The sequence below is a fragment of the Mesorhizobium terrae genome (genome assembly GCF_008727715.1).
Lineage (GTDB): Bacteria > Pseudomonadota > Alphaproteobacteria > Rhizobiales > Rhizobiaceae > Mesorhizobium > Mesorhizobium terrae.
The window spans coordinates 3,042,064-3,067,859 of sequence record NZ_CP044218.1; the positions used below are offsets into that span (position 1 = coordinate 3,042,064).

22 protein-coding genes are annotated in these 25,796 nt (G+C 61.5%); 16 read left to right on the plus strand and 6 right to left on the minus strand.

Annotated elements, in window-relative coordinates; genetic code table 11:
• Positions 1-10 precede the first annotated feature (10 nt).
• The 5 genes from FZF13_RS15985 (at position 11) to fghA (ending at position 6,360) form a co-directional block, all read left to right on the plus strand.
• Complete coding sequence (locus FZF13_RS15985; protein ID WP_024925687.1) at positions 11-628, plus strand: TetR/AcrR family transcriptional regulator; 618 nt, start codon at positions 11-13, stop codon at positions 626-628.
• Between the two features lie 372 nt (positions 629-1,000).
• Positions 1,001-3,445 (plus strand): heavy metal translocating P-type ATPase, encoded by a 2,445-nt coding sequence (locus tag FZF13_RS15990; RefSeq protein ID WP_036254482.1) that lies wholly within the window; start codon positions 1,001-1,003, stop codon positions 3,443-3,445.
• 416 nt (positions 3,446-3,861) lie between these two features.
• Positions 3,862-4,989 carry an S-(hydroxymethyl)glutathione dehydrogenase/class III alcohol dehydrogenase gene (locus FZF13_RS15995; protein ID WP_024925685.1) on the plus strand — a complete coding sequence of 376 codons (1,128 nt, stop codon included), beginning with the start codon at positions 3,862-3,864 and terminating at the stop codon, positions 4,987-4,989.
• Positions 4,989-5,444 carry a GNAT family N-acetyltransferase gene (locus tag FZF13_RS16000; RefSeq protein ID WP_036254446.1) on the plus strand — a complete coding sequence of 152 codons (456 nt, stop codon included), beginning with the start codon at positions 4,989-4,991 and terminating at the stop codon, positions 5,442-5,444. Before FZF13_RS15995 ends, FZF13_RS16000 begins: the two co-directional genes overlap by 1 nt.
• Before the next feature lie 79 nt (positions 5,445-5,523).
• Entirely contained in the window at positions 5,524-6,360 is an 837-nt protein-coding gene (gene fghA, locus FZF13_RS16005; RefSeq protein WP_024925684.1) for an S-formylglutathione hydrolase, read from the plus strand.
• A gap of 53 nt (positions 6,361-6,413) precedes the next feature.
• Here fghA and FZF13_RS16010 read toward each other — a convergent pair whose 3' ends face one another.
• Both FZF13_RS16010 and FZF13_RS16015 read right to left on the minus strand, forming a co-directional pair.
• Positions 6,414-7,280, minus strand: coding sequence for a hypothetical protein (locus FZF13_RS16010; RefSeq protein WP_024925683.1), 867 nt, complete (start codon positions 7,278-7,280; stop codon positions 6,414-6,416).
• Between the two features lie 122 nt (positions 7,281-7,402).
• Positions 7,403-8,176: a gamma-glutamyl-gamma-aminobutyrate hydrolase family protein gene (locus tag FZF13_RS16015; RefSeq protein WP_024925682.1), complete on the minus strand. Its 774-nt coding sequence runs from the start codon at positions 8,174-8,176 to the stop codon at positions 7,403-7,405.
• 278 nt (positions 8,177-8,454) lie between these two features.
• On the opposite strand from FZF13_RS16015, the gene FZF13_RS16020 reads away from it, so the two are divergent.
• Positions 8,455-9,564, plus strand: coding sequence for a TRAP transporter substrate-binding protein (locus FZF13_RS16020; RefSeq protein WP_024925681.1), 1,110 nt, complete (start codon positions 8,455-8,457; stop codon positions 9,562-9,564).
• A gap of 76 nt (positions 9,565-9,640) precedes the next feature.
• On the opposite strand, the gene FZF13_RS16025 is transcribed toward FZF13_RS16020, so the two are convergent.
• From FZF13_RS16025 to FZF13_RS16035, 3 genes are all read right to left on the minus strand, one after another.
• A complete protein-coding gene (locus tag FZF13_RS16025; protein ID WP_024925680.1) occupies positions 9,641-11,437 on the minus strand; it encodes a TRAP transporter large permease in 1,797 nt (598 codons plus the stop codon).
• Positions 11,434-12,018, minus strand: coding sequence for a TRAP transporter small permease subunit (locus FZF13_RS16030; protein ID WP_024925679.1), 585 nt, complete (start codon positions 12,016-12,018; stop codon positions 11,434-11,436). Before FZF13_RS16030 ends, FZF13_RS16025 begins: the two co-directional genes overlap by 4 nt.
• 188 nt (positions 12,019-12,206) lie before the next feature.
• Complete coding sequence (locus FZF13_RS16035; protein WP_024925678.1) at positions 12,207-13,112, minus strand: branched-chain amino acid ABC transporter permease; 906 nt, start codon at positions 13,110-13,112, stop codon at positions 12,207-12,209.
• A 97-nt stretch (positions 13,113-13,209) separates the two neighbouring features.
• On the opposite strand from FZF13_RS16035, the gene FZF13_RS16040 reads away from it, so the two are divergent.
• Complete coding sequence (locus tag FZF13_RS16040; RefSeq protein ID WP_024925677.1) at positions 13,210-13,818, plus strand: CGNR zinc finger domain-containing protein; 609 nt, start codon at positions 13,210-13,212, stop codon at positions 13,816-13,818.
• A 10-nt stretch (positions 13,819-13,828) separates the two neighbouring features.
• The gene (locus FZF13_RS16045; protein ID WP_024925676.1) at positions 13,829-14,359 is read left to right on the plus strand and encodes a hypothetical protein; all 531 of its coding nucleotides are present in this window, start codon (positions 13,829-13,831) and stop codon (positions 14,357-14,359) included.
• An 8-nt stretch (positions 14,360-14,367) separates the two neighbouring features.
• Here the strand turns inward: FZF13_RS16045 and FZF13_RS16050 are convergent, their stop codons facing one another.
• Positions 14,368-15,045, minus strand: coding sequence for a GntR family transcriptional regulator (locus FZF13_RS16050; protein ID WP_024925675.1), 678 nt, complete (start codon positions 15,043-15,045; stop codon positions 14,368-14,370).
• Between the two features lie 112 nt (positions 15,046-15,157).
• On the opposite strand from FZF13_RS16050, the gene FZF13_RS16055 reads away from it, so the two are divergent.
• The 8 genes from FZF13_RS16055 to FZF13_RS16090 all read left to right on the plus strand — a co-directional run bounded on the left by FZF13_RS16055 (position 15,158) and on the right by FZF13_RS16090 (position 25,796).
• Positions 15,158-16,345 carry an NAD(P)/FAD-dependent oxidoreductase gene (locus tag FZF13_RS16055; RefSeq protein WP_244431131.1) on the plus strand — a complete coding sequence of 396 codons (1,188 nt, stop codon included), beginning with the start codon at positions 15,158-15,160 and terminating at the stop codon, positions 16,343-16,345.
• 163 nt (positions 16,346-16,508) lie between these two features.
• Positions 16,509-19,988, plus strand: coding sequence for an indolepyruvate ferredoxin oxidoreductase family protein (locus FZF13_RS16060; RefSeq protein ID WP_024925673.1), 3,480 nt, complete (start codon positions 16,509-16,511; stop codon positions 19,986-19,988).
• A gap of 145 nt (positions 19,989-20,133) precedes the next feature.
• Positions 20,134-22,446, plus strand: coding sequence for a putative bifunctional diguanylate cyclase/phosphodiesterase (locus tag FZF13_RS16065; protein WP_024925672.1), 2,313 nt, complete (start codon positions 20,134-20,136; stop codon positions 22,444-22,446).
• A 183-nt stretch (positions 22,447-22,629) separates the two neighbouring features.
• Complete coding sequence (locus FZF13_RS16070) at positions 22,630-23,403, plus strand: N-acyl amino acid synthase FeeM domain-containing protein (protein ID WP_024925671.1); 774 nt, start codon at positions 22,630-22,632, stop codon at positions 23,401-23,403.
• Between the two features lie 78 nt (positions 23,404-23,481).
• Positions 23,482-23,631: a DUF3096 domain-containing protein gene (locus tag FZF13_RS16075; protein WP_065996723.1), complete on the plus strand. Its 150-nt coding sequence runs from the start codon at positions 23,482-23,484 to the stop codon at positions 23,629-23,631.
• Positions 23,632-23,811: 180 nt separating this feature from the next.
• Complete coding sequence (locus FZF13_RS16080; protein WP_024925670.1) at positions 23,812-24,036, plus strand: aa3-type cytochrome c oxidase subunit IV; 225 nt, start codon at positions 23,812-23,814, stop codon at positions 24,034-24,036.
• Positions 24,037-24,120: 84 nt separating this feature from the next.
• Positions 24,121-25,374: a Re/Si-specific NAD(P)(+) transhydrogenase subunit alpha gene (locus FZF13_RS16085; protein WP_024925669.1), complete on the plus strand. Its 1,254-nt coding sequence runs from the start codon at positions 24,121-24,123 to the stop codon at positions 25,372-25,374.
• A complete protein-coding gene (locus FZF13_RS16090; RefSeq protein WP_036254443.1) occupies positions 25,374-25,796 on the plus strand; it encodes an NAD(P) transhydrogenase subunit alpha part 2 in 423 nt (140 codons plus the stop codon). The genes FZF13_RS16085 and FZF13_RS16090 overlap by 1 nt, the downstream gene beginning before the upstream one ends.

Genomic DNA, 25,796 nt, shown 5'->3' on the forward strand with positions numbered 1-25,796 from the left:
ACGTCAAGCTATGAACGACAAAATTTTGCAGCATGCTGACATCAACGCTCAGGTAAACCTGCGTCCGCGCGAGCGCATCGTGTTGACGGCGCGCGAGATGTTTTACCATCACGGCATCCGCAGCGTCGGTATCGAAGCGATCACCGAAGCCGCCGGCACCAACAAGATGACGCTCTACCGGCATTTTGGTTCCAAGGACGATCTCATCGTCGAATGCATCCAGAAGGCGGTCGCGGAGGGATGCAACTTCTGGGACGAGCTCGAAGGCAAATATCCGGGCGACCCGAAAGCGCAATTGGCGGCCTGGGTCCAAAACTGCGCGGAACGCCTTGGCTCCGACGAACGCGGCTGCGAGATGGCCAACGCCGCGGTGGAACTTGCGGAAGAGGACCATCCCGCCCGCCGCGTCATCGAAGACGCCAAGAAGCGGTTTCGCGGCCGGCTTGCGGAACTTTGCGAAAGGGCAGGGCTGGAACAGCCCCGGATGGTGGCCGACATGCTCGGTCTGCTGCTTGAAGGGGCCAAGATCAGCCGCCAGAGCGAAGGCGCCGAAGGGCCGAGCGCCCGTTTCAAGCGCATGGCCGACGAAATCATCGCAACCGTGGGCGGGCAGGGCGACAAAGCCTGATCTGCCCCTGACTGCTTTCCGCCAGCCTCCCATCCGGTGACCATGTGCTGTTTGCCCACACGGCAGCTGTACGTCTGCGAGAAATGTTCGCTTTCCGATGGTGAATATGATGCGGCTGCAAGCATTGGGACAGGGCTGGGGTTTGGCGTTTCGTTATAGGCCGCCACTGTCTGCGCCTTCCCGCCATGGCAAGGTCAAGTCTTGTTTCGAAGGCGGATGACCGTCAGGCCAGCGCGGAAAATATGCCGCTTGACCTTCCCATGACTGGAAGCTTTATCTGTGTTGGCAACTGCTCAAGAAGAGAGTTGCAAAGTCATGAACGCCATACCCCAAAACCTGCCGGTGCAAACCGCTTCGAAATCCGCCACCACAATGCAGTTCGGCATTGAGGGCATGACCTGTGCCTCCTGCGTGCGCCGCGTGGAAAAGGCCATCGCGGCGGCTCCCGGTGTCATTGCCGCCAACGTCAATCTGGCCACCGAACGTGCCGAGGTCGTCTTTTCCGGCGAGCCGGATCTGGCAAAAGTGCTGACGGCGGTCACTGCTGTTGGCTATCAGCCGCGCAGCGAGGCGGTCGAGCTGGCAATCAAGGGCATGACCTGCGCGTCCTGCGTGGCCCGCATCGAGCGGGCATTGAAAGCGGTGCCGGGGGTCTCGAACGCCAATGTCAATCTGGCGACCGAACGCGCGACGGTGGATTTCACGCTTGGCGCGGTCGACGGCGCCGCCCTGGAGGCGGCGGTGGCTGCCGCGGGTTACGAAGCCCGGCAGATCGTCGCCAACCAGGCTTTCGAGCGCGACGCGGACAATCGGCAGGCGGAAATCAGGGCGCTTGGCCGCGCGCTGGCGATAGCCGCGATATTCACGCTGCCGGTCTTCATCCTTGAAATGGGCTCGCACCTGATCCCGTCTTTCCACCATTGGGTGATGGGCACATTCGGGATCTGGAGCTGGCGCCTGCAATTCGTGCTGACCACGATCGTGCTTTTCGGTCCGGGTCTGCGGTTCTTCACCAAGGGCCTGCCGGCGCTGTTCAAGGGTGCTCCTGATATGAACGCGCTGGTGGCGATGGGCGCCGGCGCGGCCTGGGTCTATTCCGTGGTCGCCACCTTCCTGCCGGCCGCGCTGCCGGTGGGAACCGCCAATGTCTACTATGAGGCCGCGGCGGTCATCGTGACGCTGATCCTGCTTGGGCGCACTCTCGAGGCGCGTGCCAAGGGGCGAACCGGCGAGGCGATCAAGAAGCTCGTCGGTCTCCAGGCGAAGACCGCGCGGGTCGTTCGAGACGGTATCACCAGCGAGGTGGCGCTGGGCGATGTGCGCGTGGGCGACGTCGTCCTCGTGCGACCCGGCGAAAAGATCGCCGTGGACGGAGAAGTCGTCGAAGGTTCGTCCTTCGTCGACGAATCCATGATCACCGGCGAGCCGGTGCCCGTTTCCAAGGGGATCGGCGCCGAGGTCGTCGGAGGCACCATCAACAAGACCGGCAGTTTTTCCTTTCACGCTACCAAGGTCGGCTCGCAGACCCTGCTTGCCCAGATCATCCGCATGGTCGAGGCCGCGCAAGGGGCCAAGCTGCCGATCCAGGCACTGGTCGACAAGGTAACGGCCTGGTTCGTGCCGGCGGTGATCGTTGCGGCGCTGCTGACATTCGCGATCTGGCTGGTCTTCGGCCCGGACCCCGCTTTGTCCTTCGCTTTGGTCAATGCCGTCGCCGTGCTGATCATCGCGTGCCCCTGCGCGATGGGCCTGGCCACGCCCACCTCGATCATGGTCGGCACCGGCCGCGCCGCCGAAATAGGCGTGTTGTTCCGCAAGGGCGATGCGCTGCAGACGCTGCGGGACGCTTCCGTCATCGCGCTGGACAAGACCGGGACCTTGACCGAAGGCAGGCCGGAACTCACCGACTTCATCGTCGCCGACGATTTCGAGGAGGATGAGCTGCTCGCCGTTGTTGCTTCGGTCGAAGCACGCTCCGAGCATCCGCTCGCCGAAGCGATCGTGCGGGCTGCCGAGGGACGCGGGCTGGAGTTGGTCGATGCCACCGACTTCGAAGCCATTCCAGGCTTTGGCGTTCGTGCCCGGGTCGGGGCACGCCGGGTCGAGATCGGGGCCGACCGCCTGATGGCGCAAATCGGCCTCGACGTCTCCGATTTCGCCGCCGTGGCCGAGCGACTGGCCGGCGAGGGCAAAAGTCCGCTCTATGCCGCGATTGACGGTGAACTCGCGGCGGTTGTCGCGGTCGCCGATCCGATCAAGCAGTCGACACCGGCCGCAATCAAGGCGCTGCAGGCATTGGGCCTCAGGGTGGCGATGATTACCGGCGACAACCGGCACACCGCCCAGGCGATCGGCCGCCAGATCGGCATAAACGAGATCGTCGCCGAGGTGCTGCCGGACGGCAAGGTCGAAGCGTTGAAACGGCTTCAGGCCGGCGGCGCCCGCGTGGCGTTTGTCGGCGACGGCATCAATGACGCGCCGGCCCTGGCGGCAGCCGATGTCGGCATCGCCATTGGCACCGGCACCGACATTGCCATCGAAAGCGCCGACGTGGTGTTGATGGCGGGCGATCTCCGCGGCGTTGCCAATGCAATCGCGCTGTCGAAGGCAACCATCCGCAACATCGGCCAGAACCTGTTCTGGGCCTTCGGTTACAACGTCGCGCTGGTTCCCGTGGCCGCTGGCCTGCTCTATCCGTTCAACGGCACCTTGCTGTCGCCGATGCTGGCCGCCGGCGCGATGGCGTTGTCCAGCGTGTTCGTATTGACCAATGCGCTGAGGTTGAAACGCTTCCGCGCTCCGTTGAAGGCGGGCTGATTGGGAGCGTGAAGGAAAGCGTATTGCGTAAACGCTCGTAAGTCATCCGCGGATAACGGATCAAGGGCGCGGTCTCTTCATTGGACATAGTCTGATGAAGGGATCGCGCCTTTCGCTTGCGCGGCATTTTCCACAAACCCGGCAGCCGGCCGGGCGAGCAATCGCTGGACCTTTCGTAGTACCCATCTGACGGTTGCCGACGGCATCGGCTTCCCCTACACCCTGACCTCTCCGGAAGACGCCGAATCCAAACAGGACTATCGAACGGTTCGTCGCTGATGCGATAGCTGCGACGTATCGCCGGGGTTACGGTGGCGCGGGTATTTTCCCGGTCAATCCGGGTAGGCGGCCTTGCCGTTCAATCGAAGCCCGCCGGGCAAGATGCCTGGCGATGGGATCAGTTGGGAGAGAAAACTATGAAAACACGCGCCGCTGTTGCCGTAGCCGCGGGCAAGCCGCTTGAAATCATGGAAGTGGACCTGGAAGGGCCGTGCGAAGGCGAAGTGCTGGTCGAAGTGAAGGCGACCGGTATCTGTCATACCGACGAGTTCACGCTGTCGGGCGCCGATCCGGAAGGCATCTTTCCGGCGATCCTGGGCCATGAGGGCGCTGGCGTCGTCGTCGACGTGGGCAAGGGGGTGACGAGCCTCAAGAAAGGCGACCACGTCATTCCGCTCTATACGCCCGAATGTCGTTCGTGCCCCTCCTGCCTGTCGCGCAAGACCAATCTGTGCACCGCGATCCGCGCCACCCAAGGGCAGGGCCTGATGCCGGACGGCACGTCGCGCTTCTCGATCGGCAAGGACAAGATCTTCCACTATATGGGCTGCTCGACGTTTTCGAACTTCACCGTGTTGCCCGAGATCGCGCTCGCCAAGGTCAATCCGAACGCGCCCTTCGACAAGATCTGCTACATCGGCTGCGGCGTGACCACCGGCATCGGCGCCGTCATCAACACCGCCAAGGTGGAAGAGGGGGCGACAGCAGTCGTCTTCGGTCTGGGCGGTATCGGTCTCAATGTCATCCAGGGCCTCCGCCTCGCCGGCGCCGACATGATCATCGGCGTCGATCTCAACAACGACAAGAAGGAATGGGGCGAGCGCTTCGGCATGACGCATTTCGTCAATCCGAAGGAAGTGGACGGCGACATCGTGCCTTACCTGGTCAACCTGACCAAGCGTGGCGCCGACCAGATCGGCGGCGCCGATTACACCTTCGACTGCACCGGCAATACCAAGGTGATGCGCCAGGCGCTGGAAGCGGCGCATCGCGGTTGGGGCAAGTCGGTGGTCATCGGTGTCGCGGGCGCGGGTCAGGAGATTTCCACGCGGCCGTTCCAACTGGTGACGGGGCGCACCTGGATGGGCACCGCCTTCGGCGGCGCGCGGGGCCGCACCGACGTGCCGAGGATCGTCGATTGGTACATGGACGGCAAGATCGAGATCGACCCGATGATCACGCACACGCTGAAGCTGGAAGAGATCAACAAGGGGTTCGACCTCATGCATGAGGGCAAGTCGATCCGGAGCGTCGTGGTGTATTGATGCCCGAGGTCGCGTTCGAGACGGACCTGCGGCGGCTGGACGAGTTTTCGGCACGCGACCTCTATACGATGCTGAAGATGCGCGTCGACGTGTTCGTGGTCGAGCAGAAATGCCCCTATCCGGAACTGGACGGCCGCGACGAAGACGCTTTGCACATACGCTTGCTCGCTGGAGACGACCTGCTGGCGAGCGGTCGCATTCACCTACCTTCCGACGAGGACGGCCCCGCTTACATCGGCCGGGTCGTCGTCTCGCCGAGGCATCGCGGCAAACGGCTCGGCGAACATTTGATGAGCGAGGCAATCGGCGCCTGCGAACGGCTTTACCCAGGCCGTTCCATCGCATTGTCAGCACAAAGCCATCTGCAGGGTTTCTATTCGACCTTCGGTTTCGTCGCCGTCTCGGATGAATATCTCGAGGACGGCATTCCCCATATCGACATGCAGCGGCCCTAGGGTTGGTGCAGTCGCGTCAGAAGCAGCCGACGGGAGTTTTTCGGCTGGCAAGACATCACTTGATTGGAAGGCAAGACGGATGAAGACCGTTTCCACGTCGAAGTCGCATGGCGGTGTCCAGGGCGTCTATTCGCATGCGTCCGAGGTCTGTGCCTGCGACATGACTTTTGCCGTTTTCGTTCCACCGCAGGCCAAGGACGGGCCGGTGCCGGTGTTGTGGTATTTGTCCGGCCTCACCTGTACCCATGCCAATGTCATGGACAAGGGCGAATACCGTAGGCTGGCGGCTGAACTTGGCCTGATGGTCGTGTGTCCGGACACCAGTCCGCGCGGCGATGGCGTGGCGGACGAAAAGGACAATTGGCAGTTCGGCCAGGGCGCTGGCTTCTACGTCGACGCCACGCAGGAGCCATACGCCAAAAACTATCGCATGTACTCCTACGTCACCGAGGAACTGCCAGCTCTCATCAGCGCAAATTTTCCGGCGGACATGTCGCGCCAGGGAATCTTCGGCCATTCGATGGGCGGCCACGGAGCGCTGACCGTTGCGCTGAAAAATCCCGGTCGCTTCAAAAGCTGCTCGGCTTTCGCGCCGATCGTGCAGCCGAGCACGGCCGGCTGGTCAAAGCCGGCGCTGGAAAAATACCTTGGTCCAGACAGTGCGGATTGGCGGGCTTATGACGCTACGTTGCTGATCGATGACGGAAACCGGTTCCCGGAATTTCTGGTCGACCAGGGCACGGCGGACGGCTTCCTCAATGAAGGCCTGCGGCCATGGCTTCTGGAAGAAGCCTGCGAAAAGGCGGGCATCGCGCTCAGCCTTCGTATGCAGGATGACTACGACCATTCCTACAATTTCATCTCGACTTTCATGGACGACCATCTGCGCTGGCATGCCCAAAGGCTGGCCGGTTAGGCGCCGCCAGGCATTCGCCGGCTTTTTCGCGGCTGACCGGGCGACGCGCCGTCCTAACGGACAGCGTCTTGAAGGAAGCTTTCCTCGAAAGCCTGGTCGATGATGGCGAGCTTGACCGCCTGCGCGTTCATGTATTCCTCGTAGAAGCCGCGCGAGACCCACATGACGGAACGGCCTCGTTGGCCGAGCCAGCCGATGCTGCCGAGATGCTCGGCATCGCGCAGCTTGCGTGCAAGGTGGGTGCGGGACAGGTTCAGCCACTTCGCGAAGTCGCCGAGCGATACGATGCCAGTCGGGATGCGGTCGATGTTGGCCTGGTCCGGATCGATGCTCGAGATCAGCCATTCCATGACGACGCCGCCATTATTGAGCCAGGTGAACAACGAAAAGGTCTGCTGCGGCTCACGCACGGGAGTAGACGTCAGTAGGCCGTCGGCGATTGGCGGATGCAACCGCGCGATCGCATCGGGATGCGCCGCGAAGGTTGCCAGCCTCGCGCCCTGATCCAAGCCGTCCAGGGTGGCCAGGTGCACCATCGCCCAGCCGGCCAGGACTTGCAGAGTTTCCTCGGTGGGCCGGAACGGGTGCGAGCGGCGGTCGGTCTTTTCCGGCAAATGCTCGACGTAGTTGTATTTGAGCATTTCCTTGATGAAGGCATCGGCCGTGTTGCGACTGGCAACCGCGTGTTGCTCGACCGCCTGCAGGAAACGGGCGGTCGTCAAGGCGTCGTGACGGGTATGCGGGTCTGCACGGAAATGCAGGGCGAGGCCGGCATGCGCCATCAGCCAACGCTGCTGCGTCGCAAAGACCGACGACAGGCGCGGCGACCCCTCATAGGCGGAGAGCAGTGCCGCCGCTTGGCCGCGGACACACCGATGCAAAGCCGGATGTTCGGCAATTTCCTGCGCGCTGAACGCCATCGGCTTCCCCTTCCCAATGCGTTCTTCATAACGAAACGCACAGCAAAAGGCGAAGAAAACCGAACGCTAAGGAGCGTTTACGGTGACCGGAGTTCAGAAGAAATCGAGTTTCGGTAACCTGCCTATTCGGCTGCAGCGCGCGATGCCGCCCTGGCTGCCGAATGCGCCCGCACGGCATCGCCAAAGGCCTTGAAGATGCGCTGCGAAACGCTGTCGGTTTGGACCCAATATTCCGGGTGCCATTGCACGCCGACGGCGAAGGCGCGCGAATCGCGCACTGAAACCGCCTCGACCGTGCCGTCAGTGGCGACCGCCTCTAGCTGAAGCTTCGGCCCCAGTCTCTCCACTGCCTGCCGGTGCACGGAGTTGACCATCAGGTCGCCCGCACCGAAGACACCGGCCAGGCACGAACCCGGCTTGATGCTGACGGTCTGGCGAATGGCGAAGCGTTCGTCCTGGTTGTCGGAAACAGGCGCCCGATGATCGAGCACGCCCTCGCGTTCCTGGATCTCCGTGGCAAGCGTACCACCCAGCGCGACATTCATCTCCTGGATGCCGCGGCAGATCGCCAGCAGCGGCACGCCGCGCTCGATCGCCTTGCGGATCAAGGGCAGGGTGGTTGCGTCGCGATCGGTATCGTAGGGGCCGTTGGCTTCGCTGGCGTCGCCGCCATAGAGCGAGGGATGCACATTGGACTTCGAGCCGGTCATCATGACGCCGTCGACCGAGGACAAGAGTTCATCGAGATCGAGCCGATCGCCGAAGGACGGCACCAGGACAGGAAAGACGCCCGCGCCGGCAATGGCGGCTTCCAGATATTGCCTGGGAGCGGCGTGCCAGGTGTAGTTGTCGAACTGGCGGACATCGGTCGAGACGGCGACGAGCGGCTGGTGCATTTTGGGATCGTGTTCCATTGGGTCCAAAGCTGGAATGCCCATAAAATAGGCGATACCGGCGCGTTTTTCCACGACAAGTTTGCGGCTTTGCCAAGGCAAGTGAGCCGGATTGCACTGTGACGTTAGACTATAGTTGCAGAGCCGGGAAAGCTGGCCTTCTGGCGGTCCGGCCTCGCTGGACTCGGGTTTTACGGCGTGTATTGTTTCGCGCCATTACCAGTACTTAGTACATTTCTCGAAACGCACTTTCAGCAATTGATCCACAAGGGAGGAACTTCATGGATCGTCGTTCGTTCATCCGCAAGGCTGGCGCAGCCGGGGCGGGAGCGGCAGCCGTCGCCACGACGCTTGCCACACCAGCCATCGCCCAGTCCAATCCGAAGATAACCTGGCGTCTGACCTCGTCGTTCCCGAAGTCGCTGGACACGATCTATGGCGGTGCCGAAGTCTTTGCAAAGATGCTTTCGGAAGCCACGGACGGCAACTTCACCATACAGGTGTTTGCGTCGGGCGAACTCGTTCCCGGTCTGCAGGCGGCGGACGCAACGGCGGCGGGGACGGTCGAAGCCAGTCACACCGTAGCGTATTATTACTGGGGCAAGAACCCGACCTGGGCGCTTGGCGCGGCGGTGCCGTTTTCGCTCAACGCGCGTGGCATGAACGCCTGGCACTATCATGGCGGCGGCATCGGCCTGTTCAATGAATTCCTTGGCAAGCAAGGGCTTTACGGCCTGCCCGGTGGCAATACCGGCGTGCAGATGGGCGGCTGGTTCCGCAAGGAAATCAACACCGTCGCCGATCTCAAGGGTCTCAAGATGCGCATCGGCGGTTTCGCCGGCAAGGTGATCGAGAAGCTTGGCGTGGTGCCGCAGCAGATCGCCGGCGGCGACATCTATCCGGCTCTGGAAAAGGGCACGATCGATGCGGCCGAGTGGGTCGGCCCCTATGACGACGAGAAGCTCGGGTTCCAGAAGGTCGCGCCTTATTACTACTATCCCGGTTGGTGGGAGGGCGGTCCGACCGTGCATCTGTTGTTCAACAAGGCGAAGTTCGAGGAACTGCCGGCAAATTACAAGTCGCTGGTGCACACGGCGGCCCAGGCGGCCGATGCCAACATGGTCCAGAAATACGACTACGTGAATCCGAAGGCGGTGAAATCGCTGGTGGCCGCAGGTGCCAAACTGCGTCCGTTCAGCCAGGAAATCATGCTGGCCTGCTTCGAAAAGGCCAATGAGGTCTATGCCGAGATGGAAGCCGGCAATGCCGACTTCAAGAAGATCTGGGAATCGATCAAGGCCTTCCGCAAGGAACACTATCTGTGGGCGCAGGTGGCCGAATACAATTACGACACCTTCATGATGCTGCAGCAGCGCGGCAGCAAGCTCTGATATCGGTTGCACCAGATGATAAAAAAACCCGGGACTTGTTCCCGGGTTTTTCATTGGGTCCGGCTAAGACCATGGCTCAGTTGAAGCTGGGCGGTTTCGAAAGATCCGTTGCCGGCGATGCGGGTGGGGTGGGTTGCGCCGGTTGATCTCCGCCGAAGTTCGGCGGTTGCGAGAGATCGGTTCCGAGGGCGGGCGGTTGCGCTGGCGCGGTGCCGTCGGCGCCTGGTGGTGACCCCAGCGGCGGCAGGCCCATGCCCGGCAATTCCGGCACCTTGATCTCGATTGTGCTCGGATCGACGGTGGGGCCCTTGTAGTGCATGACCATCTGCGGGAAGGCGATGGTCAGGCCGATCATCACCACCTGGATGCAGACGAATGGCACCGCCCCCCAATAGATCTGGCCGGTCGTCACCGGCGCGATCTGCCTGCCGGTGATGCGGTCGAGATAAGGCACGCGTGCCGCCACGGATCGCAGATAGAACAGCGCAAAACCGAAGGGTGGGTGCATGAAGGACGTCTGCATGTTGACGCCCAAAAGCACGCCGAACCAGATCAGATCGATGCCGAGTTTGTCGGCTGCCGGCGCCAGCAACGGCACGATGATGAAGGCCAGCTCGAAGAAGTCGAGGAAGAAGGCTAGGACGAAGACGAGGATGTTGACCGCGATGAGGAAGCCGAGTTCGCCGCCCGGCAGCGAGACCAGCAGGTGCTCGACCCACAAATGGCCGTTGACGCCATAGAAGGTGAGCGAGAAGACGCGTGCGCCGATCAGGATGAAGAGGACGAAGGACGACAATCTGGTGGTCGAGGCGAGTGCCTGTTTAATGACGTCCAGCGACAGCCGCCCTTTCAGGCCGGCCATCACGAGCGCACCAACCGCGCCCATGGCACCGCCTTCCGTCGGCGTGGCAATGCCGAGGAAGATGGTGCCGAGCACCAGGAAGATCAGCGCCAGCGGTGGGATCAGCACGATGATCACCTGCTGGGCCAGCCGCGACATCAGGTTGAAGTTGAGGGCGCGGTCGGCGAGCGCGAAGATGTAGATGACGATGACGCCGACGGTGGCGCCCAGAATGTCGGCATTGGCGCCTTGCGTGGGTGACAGATAGACATGCGCCACATAGGCGATCACCGCGGTTACCAGCAACGCGACGATCAACGAGGTCACGCCGTGCCCCAGCGTGCGCGCTTCGAGCGGCAGGGCCGGCATCGAGTCGCGCTTCCAGAACGACATGATCAGGATATAGCCCATGTAGAGGCCGGTCAGCACCAGGCCGGGGATGAGCGCGCCCTTGTACATGTCGCCGACGGAGCGGCCGAGCTGGTCGGCCAGAACGATCAACACCAGCGATGGTGGAATGATCTGCGCCAGCGTTCCGGATGCGGCGATGACACCGGAAGCGACGCGCCGGTCGTAGCCGTAGCGCAGCATGATCGGCAACGAGATCAGGCCCATGGCGATGACCGAGGCTGCAACCACGCCGGTGGTTGCCGCAAGCAGTGCGCCGACGAAGATCACCGCATAGGCGAGGCCGCCGCGGATGGGACCGAACAGCTGGCCGACGGTATCGAGCAGGTCTTCGGCCATGCCGGAGCGTTCGAGCACGATGCCCATGAAGGTGAAGAACGGGATGGCAAGCAACACGTCGTTCGACATCACCCGGTTGCCGTAGAAATTCTCCGGCAAGGCCCATAGCAATGGCCAGGACAGGTTGATCGACCCGCCGGAGAATGGCGCCAGTTCGACGCCGATGGCGAAGAAGGCGAGGCCGGTCGCTGCCAGCGAGAAGGCAACGGGGTACCCAACGAGCAGGAAGACGACCAGCGAAGCGAACATGATCGGCGCCATGTTCTGCGCGATGAATTCGATCACGAACGTACCTCGTCGGCCAGCGCCTTGCCTTCGAGTTCAGCCTGCTCGTGTACCGAAACAAAGGGGTTCGGATCGTCCATCTCGCCACGCATGATGGCGATCTTCTTGATGATCTCGGAAACACCCTGCAGCGCCAGCAGGAAGAACCCAACCAGCAGGATCGCCTTGGCCGGCCAGATGATGAGGCCGCCGGCATTGGTCGACACCTCGCCGGACCGGAAGGAGTGGAGGGTGTAAGGCACGAACATGTAGACCATCAGCAGCACGAACGGCATCAGGAAGAACAGGTGGCCGATCAGGTCGATCCAATGCTGCACGCGGCGTGACCACATGCCGTAGACGATGTCGATGCGGATATGTTCGTTTTGTTTCAGCGTGTAGGCGGCAGCCAGCATGAAGGCGGCACCGAACAGATACCACTGCAGCTCCAGCCAGGCGTTCGACGAGATGTTGAATACCTTCCGGATGATGGCGTTGCCGGCGCTCACCAGGATCGACACCAGGATCAGCCAGGACACCCATTTTCCGATGATTTCGTTGAGACGATCAACGCCCCGGGACAGAGCCAGAAGCCCTTCCATGAAATTCCCTCCCTCTTTTGCAGGACGCGCTGCTCCCCTTCGTCGCGCAACACCCGCTTGGACCAACGGTATGCCGCGTCTGGTCGACGGGTCAACACGAGGTCAGGCAGCTGCAACAGTGGGAGCGCGGCTCGCTCCAGCTTTCCCAAGGGTGCTGGGGACGCTCATGCAACGAAAGTTTAATGCGATCAGGCGGTTCGGTGGCTGTCGCGGCCGGCGCCGACCAGCACCAGGACGGCGACCAGGAACAGGAACATCCACGCGTCGCGCCACTCGATCGGGAAATAGCCGGTCCAGAGCGACTCGGCCAAGCCGAAGGCTGCGGCGCCCAAGGCTGCACGAGGCGGCGAGAGATAGCCGCCAACGGCCGTAGCGAAGAGAACCTTCAGGCCGTAGATCATTCCCGCGCTGAAACCGAGATTGCCATAATAGAGCGCCGCGAGCACGCCGGCGAGTGCGGCGCAGAGGCTGCCGCCAAGCACCGAAAGGCGAAAGACCCTGCGGACATTGGTTCCGCACATGGCCGCCGCGCGCGGGTCGTCGGAAACGGCCCGCCACTGCCGGCCGAAGCGCGAATAGGCGAGCGCGAAGGTGCCGATGAGCAGGACAAGGACGATCAGCGCGCAGTTCATGAGCTGAATGACGGTGAGCGTTGCTTTGAAACCATCCGCTTCGGCGAAGACGACGGGTTGGGCCAGCATCGGCTGCAACCAAAGGTCATGTGTGTTCGCGGCGATGCGGGAAAGCTCGGTCAGAACCAGGGCGACACCGAGCGTGGCAGCGGCGATCGTGTTGGGGGAACGGTTGGCAAGCGGTTCGAACAGCGAGCGCGCCAGCAAACGGCTGGCCAGCGCGGCATAGATGAACGTCACCACCGTGCCGAACAGGATGGTTGCCGGCAAGGTGAGCCACAGCACCTGGTAGCCGAAAACCGCGACCAGGATCATCGTTTGACCGCAGAAGGCGAACAAGGCGCCATAGGCGAGGTTGGTGCGGTGCAGGATGCCATTGGTCAAGGCATAGCCGAACGCCAGCAGGGCATAGAGCACGCCCGAATGCAGTCCGTTCAGAATCTGCTGAATGAAATAAAGCATGCCACGCCCGTTCGGTCGCCTATGACGCGGCGCCCGAACAAGGCTGCACATATCGAATCTAACTTGTCAAACTCGTTTTACAGGTTAGATTTGAAACATGACGATTTCATGGATCCCTCATCGTTTCGCCGGTGGCATTCTGGCTCTCGACACGGCCAACACCGTGGTTCTGCGTGGTGACCCGGAGCGTGGTTTCGATCGTTTCGAGAATCCGGCCGAGATCGCTCGTTTCGCCGATGCGGCCAGCACCTTTCGTGCAGATGAACTGGGCGGGCGTCGATTGGAGGCAAGCGAACCGGGACGGATCGCACCGGCGGTGCTGGACATTCGCGAGGCGACCGACCGGCTGTTTCGCGACGCGGTTCTGGAAGGCGCGGTCAACGCTGCCTATCTGGCGGGTTTTCTCAAGGCCTGTGCCAAGGGGCTTGCCGGCAGCGACGCCAGGATTGGCGGTCTTGAACAACCGTTCGGCAACCCGGCCACGCCGCTTGCCTTCGAGGCGGCGCTCGCCGTTTCGGCGTTGTCGTTGCTCGGCACGGAGACGGCCCGCCGTCTCAGGATATGCGCCAACTGCCGCTGGCTGTTTGTCGACCGCAGCCGCAACTCCAGCCGGCTGTGGTGCGACATGGCGGTCTGCGGCAACCGGCGCAAGGCCAGCCGTCACTATCATCGTCGCAAGACGGCTCTGGGGGCAGATCATGTCTAGGAACGCGAAGATGGCCGGATGGTCCGGGCCGAAGCTGGGGGCGATGGGGCTGGCGCTGCTGTCCACGATTGCACTCGGCGCCTGCCGCCAATCCGAGGATGGCAAGTACTTCGAGGTTTCCGGACGCCTGTTTGAATTCAACTATCGGCTGGCGCGCGCAACCTATGTCGTCACGCTCAACCCGATGCGGCCCATGGAAGACGGACAGGTGGCGGTCGTGACCTTCGAGAACCCGGCTGGCGGGGCGCCGTTTGTCGTGGACCAGCCGATCTGGCCGAAAATGCAGCATGTGACGCTGACCAGCCCGGCGCTGACATGCGTGGTGAAGGATCGCCCCTATGCGGTTTCCATTCGCATCCAGGATGCGACGGGCAAACTGCTGCAGACGCTGCAGACGACGCTGATCTCCGACGAGGACCAGAGTGTGCTGCCTGACCGGCCGTTGGTTCTAGGTTCGGTCTATGAACTCAATCCGGAGCTGGCGGATCATCCGGATGGGCGATTGCCCGGCGAGCCGAAGCCCAACTGCCCCAAGGCTTGAAACCGGACCTAGCGTTCGCGCGACGCCATGTAGTTTAGCAGGGCCTTGCTGGCATCGCGGAAATGCCCGGTCAGATGGCCGACCGCGGCCACCCGGTCGCCTTGCATGCATGCGAGGAGCATGGCGCGATGTTCGTCCTGCGAGCGCTCACGGTAGTCGAGGTTGGACAGCACGATGCGCACATAGCGATCCGAGGCGGTGTGCTGCGCTTCGATCAAGTCGAGCAAGCGCCGGTTGCCGCAATCGCGATAGAGGGCCAGATGGAATTCGCGGTTGAGCTGTCCCCAACGGCCGACGTCGTTTTCGCGGTCGAGCTGCTCTAGCACTTCGGCGGCGAGGCGCAGGCTGTCGGGATTCTGCTTTTGTATCGAAAGCCTTAGCGCTTCGGCTTCGAGCAGCTCACGCAGCGCATAAAGCTCGCTAATGTCGGTGGCATTCATCGCCGCCACCACGGCACCGCGTGTCGGGTGGATGGCGACAAGACCTTCGGCTTCGAGATAGCGCAGAGCGTCGCGCACCGGCATTCGGCTGACGCCGAAATTCTTGGCCAGTTCGTCCTGCCTGAGCATGGCACCCGGCGCCAGCGTGCCGGTGGCGATCGCCTCCCGCAGGATCGCCGTTACGCCGTCGGCCGCCGTTTGCGGCCTGACGCTTCTGCCTTCCGCGATCTTGGCCAGCCTGTCCATGTGCCCATCCAGATTGTGAAACACGTCGTGCAGCAAAGCTCCTTGAACGTCAAATCGAATATGTATACTCGTATACGAGAATACAATAGGGGAGGGAAGAATGGAAAAACGAATGACGGAAGCGGTCGTCATCGGCGGCGGCATCGCGGGATGCACGCTGGCCTACGAACTGGCCTCGCGGGGTGTGGGGGTGACCGTGATCGAACAGAGCCTCATCGCGGCCGAATCGTCAGGGCGAAACACGGGGACACTGCTGTCCGGTCCTCAGCGCGCCGTGGTGGAGATGCTCGACAAAAGCGTCGAAGTGTATGGCGAACTTGCCGATGGTCCCGTTCCCTTCGAGTTCGCACGGATCGGCCACCTGCTCATTTCCGAGGACGACGCCAGTTTGGAGGAAGCAGCCACGGTCGCGGATCGTTATCGCGAAGCCGGCGTAGGCATGGAGAAAGTCAGCGGGGGCGAACTCGCGCGGGACCATCCGCGGCTCGGCTTCAACGTTGCCGGCGGCTACTTCGTCGAACGGGCATGGACGCTGGAACCGATGGGCGCCACCCACGCCTTTGCCCATGTCGCGCGTTTGGCAGGAGCCCATTTCAGAACCGGTCTCAGGGTCGCGCAGATCGCCTCGCGTGGCGGCAAGATCGCTGGTGTGCTGACGGATGACGGTATCATTGCCGCCGACATGGTGTTCATCGCCAACGGTCTGTGGATGTCGGACATGTTGCGCCGTACCGTGGGTGACGGGCCATTGCCCGGCTTGCCGTTCACTGCCGGGCGCGGTTGGCTGATCCAGCTGGGCAAGCTGGACTTCGAACTGCCTTGGATCGTCGAGGAATTGACCTGGCCCGACCAGGACGAACTCGGCCGCCGTATGTCCTTGGCGGGCCTCGCGGACGTCGCGGCCCAGAACGACGACAGGGCCGGGGTCGAGGCTATCTGCCTCAATCCGATGATGGGCGGCGATGCGCGCCTTGGTGCCTCCGTGCAGCCGGCTTTCCGCGATCTCTTGCGCAACACCGATATGCCGAGCCGCATCGCCGCGCGGGCGCTGCGCATGATTTCCGGGCTCGGTTCACCAGCCGTGAAGAACGTCTATCCCGGCAACCGGCCGATGCTGTCGGACGGCCTGCCGGTCGCCGGCCGGACAGCGGTCGAAGGCCTTTTCGTGCATGGCGGCATGGGTTCGATCGGCATGCACGCGGCGCCGGCGACGGCTCGCTGGCTGGTCGACGCGGTGCTGTCGGGAGACGGAAATCCGCTCCAGACATGGTTGCGGCCACAACGTTTCGCCGGATGGTAGACACTGAGGCCGCTCGACTACACAGATCAAAAAGCAGAGCCTGCGGCTGGAACGGCTCGCCACAAATCCAGCCGAATTGAATTGACGTTTGCGGATCGTGGCAGGAAGACTGCTTCCATTCCAGTCGCTGTAGCGAATCCCAACGGCTTCGCGCGGAGGTATCATGACGCTGCACGACGTTGCGCTCGACGACAAATTCGATCTCACCAAGGAACGGGTTTTCCTTTCCGGGGCGCAAGCCGTGGTGCGCATGCTCTTGATGCAGCGCGAGCGTGACCGTCAGGCTGGGCTTAAGACAGCTGGTTTTGTTTCCGGCTATCGCGGCTCGCCGCTCGGCGGGCTCGACCAGCAGCTGTGGCGGGCAAAAGCACAGCTTTCGGCCGCGGATGTCGTCTTCCAGCCTGGGCTCAATGAAGAGCTTGCCGCAACCGCGTGCTGGGGATCGCAGCAGGCCGAATTGCTGGGCGAAGGCAAGTATGATGGCGTCTTCTCAGTCTGGTATGGCAAGGGGCCGGGCGTCGACCGTTCGGGTGACGTTTTCCGCCACGCCAATCTTGCCGGCTCTTCCAGACATGGCGGTGTGCTTGCCCTGATGGGCGACGACCACAATGCGGAATCATCCACCAACGCGCATGCCACGGAATTCGCATTCGTCGACGCGATGATCCCGGTTCTCAATCCTGCAGGCGTGCAGGAGCTGATCGACTACAGCCTGCTCGGCTTTGCCATGTCGCGTTTCTCCGGAACCTGGACCGCGATCAAATGCGTGAAGGACAATATCGAATCGACCGCTTCGGTCGATGCCTCGCTTGGTCGTCTCAATATCGTTCTGCCCGATTTCGACATGCCTCCCGGCGGTCTCAACATCCGAAACGAGCTTGACCAGCTTGGGCAGGAAGCACGCCTGCACGAGGCCAAGCGTGCCGCCATGGCGGCTTTCATCCGCGAGAACGGATTGAACCGCATCGTCTATTCCGGCGGTCGCAAGGCAAAGCTTGGTATTGTCACCGTCGGCAAGAGCTATCTCGATGTACGCCAGGCGCTCGAGGATATCGGCATCGACGAGGCGACGGCCAATCGCCTCGGTATCCGCCTGTTCAAGGTCGGCTGTCCTTGGCCGCTCGATCTCCAGCACGTCGTGGAATTCGCGCGGGGGCTGGAGACAGTGGTGGTGGTGGAGGAGAAGCGCTCGCTGATCGAAGTTCAGCTGCGCGAAAATCTCTACGGCACGGCCAACCAACCCGTCATCGTGGGCAAGAAGGATGAGCGCGGCGACTGGCTGTTTCCGGCCAAGGGCGCGCTCGACCCGAACGAGATCGCGATCGCGCTTGGCGAACGGATCATCAAGACCATCGGCCCGTCGGACGAAATCACCCAGCGCGTCTCGAAGCTCAAGCAATTCCAGGCGATGCTGGCCGACACCAAGGACATTGGCTCGCGCACGCCTTTTTTCTGCTCAGGCTGCCCGCACAATTCCTCCACCAAGGTGCCGGATGGTTCCATCGCCGCGGCGGGGATCGGTTGCCATTTCATGGCATTGTGGATGGACCGCTCCACGGTCGGTTTCACCGCGATGGGCGGGGAGGGCGCTCAATGGGTAGGACAGGCACCGTTCTCCAAGCGCGACCATATTTTCCAGAATCTGGGCGACGGCACCTATAACCATTCCGGCACGCTGGCGCTGCGCTTCGCGCTGTCTTCGGGCTCCAACATCACCTACAAGATCCTCTACAACGATGCCGTGGCCATGACCGGCGGTCAACCGCATGAGGGTGGCCTGACCGTCGACATGATCGCCCGCCAGGTGCGTGCCGAAGGTGTCGACCGCATCGCCGTCGTCACCGACGAGCCGGAAAAATATGCCGGCAGGGCGGAGTTTCCCGTTGGTGTCACCATCAATCATCGTGACGACCTCGACCGCGTCCAGCGCGAGCTGCGGGAAGTCAAAGGCGTGTCGGTGTTGCTCTACGATCAAACCTGCGCGGCCGAGAAACGCCGGCGTCGCAAACGCGGCACCTTTCCCGATCCCGACAAGCGGGTCTTCATCAATGAACTGGTCTGCGAGGGATGCGGCGATTGCGGCGTGCAGTCCAATTGTGTTTCGATCCAGCCCGTCGAGACCGAATTTGGCCGCAAGCGCAGGATCGATCAGTCATCCTGCAATAAGGATTTTTCCTGCGTCAATGGTTTTTGCCCCTCCTTCGTGACGGTGCATGGCGCCAAGATCAGAAAGGCCGTCGGCGTTGCCGGCAAAGCGGATCCGCTGGCGGGCTTGCCAGAGCCGGAGCAGTTTCCGCTCAATAAGGACGGATGGGCGGCGATTATCGATGGGGTTGGTGGCACCGGAGTGGTCACCGTCGGCGCGATACTCGGTATGGCCGCGCACCTGGAGGGCAAGGGGTGCGGCATGATCGACATGGCCGGTCTCGCGCAGAAGGGCGGTTCGGTATTCACCCATGTCCGTGTTGCGCGATCGCCCGACGAGATCCACGCCATTCGCGTCTCGGCCGGCAAGGCCGACCTCGTGCTCGGCTGCGACCTCGTCGTTTCCGGCGCCAAGAAGGTGCTGGGGGCAGTGCGCGAGGGGCATACCATCTTTGTCGCCAATACCGCGGAGATCATGCCCGGTGAATTCGCGCGGTCGGCGGATTTTTCATTGCCGACTGAGCGCTTGAAGAAAGCAATCCGCCAAGCCGCAGGTGACGGCCATGCACATTTCTTCGACGCCACCCGCGCAGCCACCGCGCTGTTCGGCAATTCGTTAGGCGCCAACATGTTCATGCTGGGTTTTGCGTTCCAGCATGGTGGCTTGCCGCTGTCGGCGGAAGCCGTTGAGAAGGCGATCGAACTGAACGGCGAAGCAGTGGCGATGAATATTGCCGCCTTCCGTTGGGGACGCCGCGCGGCGCACGAACCGGAATTCGTGCGCGGTCAGGTAGACCGCCAGGCCAAGGGTGGCCAGCCGACTGAAAAAGCCGAGACGCTCGACGAAGTCATCGCGCGGCGTGTCGCGTTCCTCACGGCCTATCAGAACGCGGCCTATGCCGAGCGGTACTCCAGGCGCATCGCCGCGCTGCGCACCGCCGAGGAGAAAGCAATCCCGGGCTCAAAGACCGTCACCGAGATGGCGGCGCGGAACCTGTTCAAGCTGATGGCGATCAAGGACGAATACGAGGTTGCGCGCCTTTATACGGACGGTTCCTTCACACGGGCGCTCGCGCAGCAGTTCGAGAGCTACGGCAAGCTCGAATTCCATCTCGCGCCGCCGATCCTCGGCAGCCGCGATGCCGACGGCAAGGCGCGCAAGTCGAGTTTTGGCCCGTGGATGATGAAAGGCTTTGGTGTGCTTGCAGCACTCAAGGGGCTGCGTGGCACGATTTTTGACATCTTTGGCTATGCGACCGAGCGCCGACAGGAGCGGCAACTGCTTGCCGAATATGAACGCGATCTCGATCTGATTGCCCGCTCGCTGACCCCGGCTCGCATCGAAGCCGCCGCGGCCCTTGCCTCAGTGCCGGCGATGGTGCGCGGTTATGGCCACGTCAAGCATGCGGCGATGGAGAAAGCTGCGGGCGAGCGATTGCGGCTTCTGGAGCGATTGGAGGGCGCTCAGACAGGCGCACAATTGCAAGCCGCCGAGTGAAGTCTATAATCCTTGTGGCCGCGTGTTCGGCATCTGTCGTGTGCGCAGCTGTGATGCAGTAGGGAAACGTCTCTAATTTTAGTCTTTCTAAGCCTTTCTTAAGGCGGCTGTGTCAGGAGTTAGGTCCCGAGCACGGGAACCAGACGTGACAATCACGCGAACGAAAGAACTGCCAGACGACGTCTACGTCCCCTTCGTGGAAACCCTTTTTCGCGACGGGTTCACGTTGGCCATCGGCATTTCCGCGCAATCCGTGCTGATTTCGCTGGTTTGGGCGAAAACCGGCAACATAGCTTATTTCGCGGTGGTGCTTTGTCTTTTGGCTGTCGGCTTCGTGCGCGTGGTCAACATGCGCAACTATTCGGCCTTGCCCGTAGCTAAAACGCGTGAAGAAGCACGGCAGCGAGAAAACAGGTACATCACCTACGGTGCCTTGCATGGAGCCACGCTCGGTCTCTTCAGTCTCGTAGCTATCTATACCGCTGAAGATAGTTTCTCCGAGACTGCGGCAGTCTGCATTTCACTGGCGACAGCGACCGGTATCGCAGGGCGCAACTACGGTTCGCCCCGGATGGTCATTATCCTGATCATCACGCTGACCTGCCCAATGTCCCTTGGCTTTCTTTTGCGGGGCGATTTCTACCACATCGCTTTGGGTCTGCTCTCTGCGCCGTTCTTGTTGGCGATTCATCGGTATGCGGACACTGTCCGTGACGTTCTCTTTACCGCGATCTCCGCTGAAAAACGGGCTAATCGGATTGCCGGCCGCTTCAACCGCGCTCTAAACACGATGTCGCACGGCCTGGTCATGCTCGATCCTGACGGCAAGGTGATTGTCGCCAACGCCGAAGCCGCGCACCTGATGTCACTCAACTCGGCAGATCAGCTGCTCGGCAGGTCGATCCATTCGCTGCTGATGCGCGGCGTTGCCGGTGGTCTGCTGGCAGCCAAGGACTGCCGTTATGTCGAGGCGCAATTGACACGCGCCCTGCGCGAAGGTCGGGACCGCAAGGTGCTGGTGTCGTTGACCAATGGCCAGCACTACGAATTTTCGGCACGCGAAGGCTCCCAGGAACTTGGTGTCATCACCTTCGAGGATGTCACTCAACGTGTGTCGGCCGAGGAACGTATCCGTTTCATGGCACGCTACGACAGCCTCACCGGATTGATGAACCGCGCCTATTTTCACGAACTGGTCAGCGAGGCGATGTCGGGTGGCGACCGCAGCCGACTGTGTGGGCTGGTTGTCATCGATCTCGATGATTTCAAGAGCATCAACGACACGCTCGGTCACCCGGTTGGCGACGGGCTGATCTATGCGGCAGCGGAACGCTTGTCCGCCTTTGCGGCTCCCGGTGTCACGATCAGCCGCTTCGGTGGCGACGAGTTCATGTTGTTCTTCGACCGGGTCGAGGATGAAAGCTATCTGTCCGGTTTGATGGAGCACATCTTCTCGGGTCTTCAAGGTGAAGTGGATGTGGCTGGCCACGCGCTACGGATTCAGGCCAGCGCCGGCGCGGTGCTATCCAGGGTCGACAGCACGACTGTCGACGAGATGATCGTCAAGGCGGATCTCGCGCTCTACAAGGCCAAGGAACTCGGCAAGAATGGCTGGCGGCTCTTTGAAGCCTCCATGGATGCTGCCTTCCGCAATCGGCAATTGATGAAGGCCGATTTGCGTTCCGCGGTCGAGGCCAGCGCGCTGCGTATTGTCTACCAGCCCATCGTTGCCATGGAGACGATGCGCATCGTCAGCTGCGAGGCGCTCTGCCGATGGGATCATCCCGACCTCGGCCCGATCTCTCCGGCAATCTTCATTCCGCTCGCCGAGGAGATGGGGATCATCTCGCAGATCAGCGAATTGGTGCTGAAGGCGGCTTGCGCCGAATGCGCCAAATGGCCAGAGCAGATTTCGGTTTCGGTCAATCTTTCGGCGAAGGATTTTCGCGACAACGATGTCCTCGATAAGGTACGCAGAGCCCTTGCCGCCGCAAACCTGACGTCAAGTCGGCTGGAGATCGAGGTAACCGAAACGGCCCTTCTCGACGACAAGGCGCAAACGCGCGAGCTGATCGAAGAAATCAAGAAGCTGGGCGTGCGCATCGCCTTGGACGATTTTGGCACCGGTTACTCCAGCCTGAGCTATCTGCACAAACTGCCGCTGGACAAGGTCAAGATCGATCGCTCCTTCCTTATGGATGTGGCCCAAAGTCCGCGTTCGCTGGAATTGCTCAAGGGCATCGTCAACGTTTCGCGCTCACTTGGGCTTAGCGTTACGATCGAAGGGGTTGAGACCTTCGAGCAACTGAAAATCCTGTCTCAGCAGGTCGAACCTGACCTTGTACAAGGTTTTCTTTTTGGCTCTGCGCTCAGCGCTTCGGGGATCGAGACTATGTCGAGCACGATCTGGCCCTTTGTTGACGAGATGCAAACGGCCCCACGCGCTGTCAAACGCTAAGCCCCTTCAACGAGGGAGGGCGATTCCCGTTTGGCGCTACCGACAATGGAAGGGCTCTGATACATATTCGCCGGGGAGGGCGTTAACCTTAACAATCGGTAAATGAGATCGAGTGCTTTTTGACCTTTACATGCAGACGCCGTTGCATACCCTCCCCATCGCGGTGGAGTACGGGGTAAAGTGATGGGTACGCTGAGTGAACCGGGCAAGGATGCCGGGCTGGCACGAACTGTTGTGCCTGAAGGACCTAGTCTGAGCGACAAGGTCTTCGCGCTTCTCAACAAATCCGAGTACCGCCGTTGCGACAAGGGCGAAGACCTCGAAGACATCTATCGTCTGCGCTACAAGGCTTATCGCTCCAACGATATGATCCCCGACAACATCGCTCATATCATCAGTGATGATTTGGACGAGACCACGAATGTTTATCGCTTCGGAGTCTATGTCGAACAGCGCCTCGTAAGCACGATGCGCATCCATCACGTTACGCAGCAGACCCCGATATCTCCGTCGACAAAGGCCTTTGGCGATATTGTTTTCCCTATGCTTGAAGCCGGGGACACCTTCGTTTGCATGAGCAGATTTGCGTCGGACCCGGATTGGACGCGTGTTTATCCGCAGCTTGCTTACGTGACGCTGCGACTGGCGGGCATGGCCTGTTTCTACTTCGAGGCACCTTACGGTCTTTCGACCGTGCGCGAGGATCACGCGGGCTTCTATAAGCGCGTCTATTATTCGGAACAGATCAGCGAGCCGCGTTCCTACCCAGGTGTGTTCAACCGAGTTGTTCTGTTCCGCACGAATGCATATGCGAATCGCGACCGCTATTATGCGCGATTTCCGTTCTTTCGTTCGACCGCCGCTGAACGGCGCATGCTGTTCGAGAAGCAACGGCCCGGCGAACTGGCACCATTGACCATCTTGCCGACCGCAAAATATTTTCGCGACGCGGCCTGACGGAGCCGCCAAGACGGCGCCTTGACGCGATTCTAACGACGAAGCGGATTCTTCGTTGCCACTTGGGAGGAGCCGGGGATGACCATGTCCACCATCACCTTGACGCCGCTGATTTCGCTGATCGCCGGTGTGCTGATCCTGATCATGCCCAGGCTGTTGAACTATATCGTGGCGTTCTATCTGATCGTCGCCGGTCTGCTCGGTCTGTTCCCGCATCTGGCCGGCTGATAATCCGGACGATTGCCAGCGCTTTTGGACGACAATCGATCCGACCTTTGCGAGTTGATCGGAAGCTGGCTTTCAAGATTATCTTGACGCAGTTGGCGCTGGTTGTGCGGCAACTGCGCCATTGCCCTTGGCGGCGCTTTTCGCTATGTGCGCTTGAGATGTTTCCGGAGGGGAATTCTAATGGCCGATCACTCGCCGACTGGTCCTGTCGAACTGGGCGCCCAGATGGACTATGCCGAACATGAGCGCACCTATGCGGGATTTATCGCGCTCGCCAAATATGGCTCGCTTTTCTGCGTCGCGCTGCTGATCGCCATGGCCTTCGGTTTTTTTGCCGGCGGGTTCTTCTCAGGCTCGGTGCTGTTCGTGATCGTCCTGGCGATCGGCGGCTTTATTCTCCGATAATACCTTCCCATCCTGTGTGGGGCGGCACCGGCCGCTAGGCCGGCGCTCTGTAGGAAACTGAGTTCCAGCCGAAAGGATCATGCGGTGGGACAAGTCGTATTCATACCTCGCGAGATTGATGCGAACGAGGGGCGCGTTGCTGCGTCTCCCGATACGGTAAAACGCATAACCGGCCTGGGTTTTGATGTTGTCGTCGAAGCGGGAGCCGGAAACGCCTCGCGCATCCCAGACGCTGATTTCGCCAAGGCAGGTGCCACCATCGGCAAGGCCACCGACGTCGCCAAGGCTGACGTGGTTCTGAAGGTTCGTCGTCCAATCGAGGCCGAACTCAAGGCCTACAAAAAGGGCGCCACCGTCATCGCCATCATGGACCCCTACGGCAACGATGCCGGGGTCGCCGCCCTCGCTAAGGCTGGCGTGACATCCTTTGCCATGGAATTCATGCCGCGCATCACCCGTGCCCAGGTGATGGACGTGTTGTCGTCGCAGGCGAACCTTGCCGGCTACCAGGCGGTGATCGACGGTGCCGGCGAATATGACCGGGCACTGCCGATGATGATGACAGCCGCCGGAACAGTGCCGGCGGCAAAGGTGTTCATCATGGGGGTTGGCGTTGCCGGCCTCCAGGCCATCGCCACCGCGCGCCGCCTTGGTGCCGTCGTCACCGCCACCGATGTGCGGCCGGCAGTGAAGGAGCAGGTCCAGTCGCTTGGCGCGAAGTTCATCGCTGTCGAGGACGAAGAGTTCAAACAGGCCGAGACCGCTGGCGGCTACGCCAAGGAAATGTCGAAGGAATATCAGGCCAAGCAAGCGGCGCTGACAGCCGAGCATATCGCCAAGCAGGACATCGTCATCACCACGGCGCTGATCCCGGGCCGTCCGGCGCCGAAGCTGGTTTCGGCTGAAATGGTGGCGTCGATGCGACCTGGCTCGGTTCTGATCGATCTTGCGGTGGAGCGCGGCGGCAATGTCGCCGGTGCCGAGGCCGGCAAGATCGTCACCACCGGCAATGGGGTCAAGATCGTCGGCCATCTCAACGTGGCCGGTCGCGTCGCGGCGTCCGCTTCGTTGCTTTATGCCAAGAACCTGTTCGCCTTCCTCGAGACGCTGGTCGACAAGTCCTCGAAGCAGATCGCCATCAATCGCGAAGACGAACTGGTTAAGGCAACGCTGCTGACCGACGACGGCAAGGTTGTGCATCCGAACTTCGCCAAGGTTGACCAGAAGCCTCAAGTCGAACCAGCTGCCATCCCTGCCTCGACCATGGTCGCTGATGCATCGCCCAAACCTGCCGCGAAAAAGAAATCCGCCGCGGCTAAGTCGAAGGGGACCGCCTGATGGAAGCCTTGCAGAAAGCCCTCGATCAGCTTGACCAGGCTAGTGCCGCCGTTCGCCTGGCCCTCAAGGAGGCAGCCAACGCACCGGGTACCGCCGACGCGGTCGGCGGCGCCGCACATGCGCTGTCGGGCGGCGCGATCGATCCGTTCGTGTTCCGCTTTGCCATCTTCGTACTCGCCATCTTCGTTGGCTATTACGTTGTCTGGTCGGTGACGCCGGCGCTGCACACGCCGTTGATGGCGGTCACCAACGCGATTTCCTCGGTTATCGTGGTTGGCGCGCTTCTGGCCGTCGGTGTCTCCGCCGCGGGTGCCGCCACCGGCTTCGGCTTCATCGCCCTGGTGCTGGTCTCGGTCAACATCTTCGGCGGGTTCCTTGTCACCCAGCGCATGCTGGCGATGTACAAGAAGAAGGACAAGTGA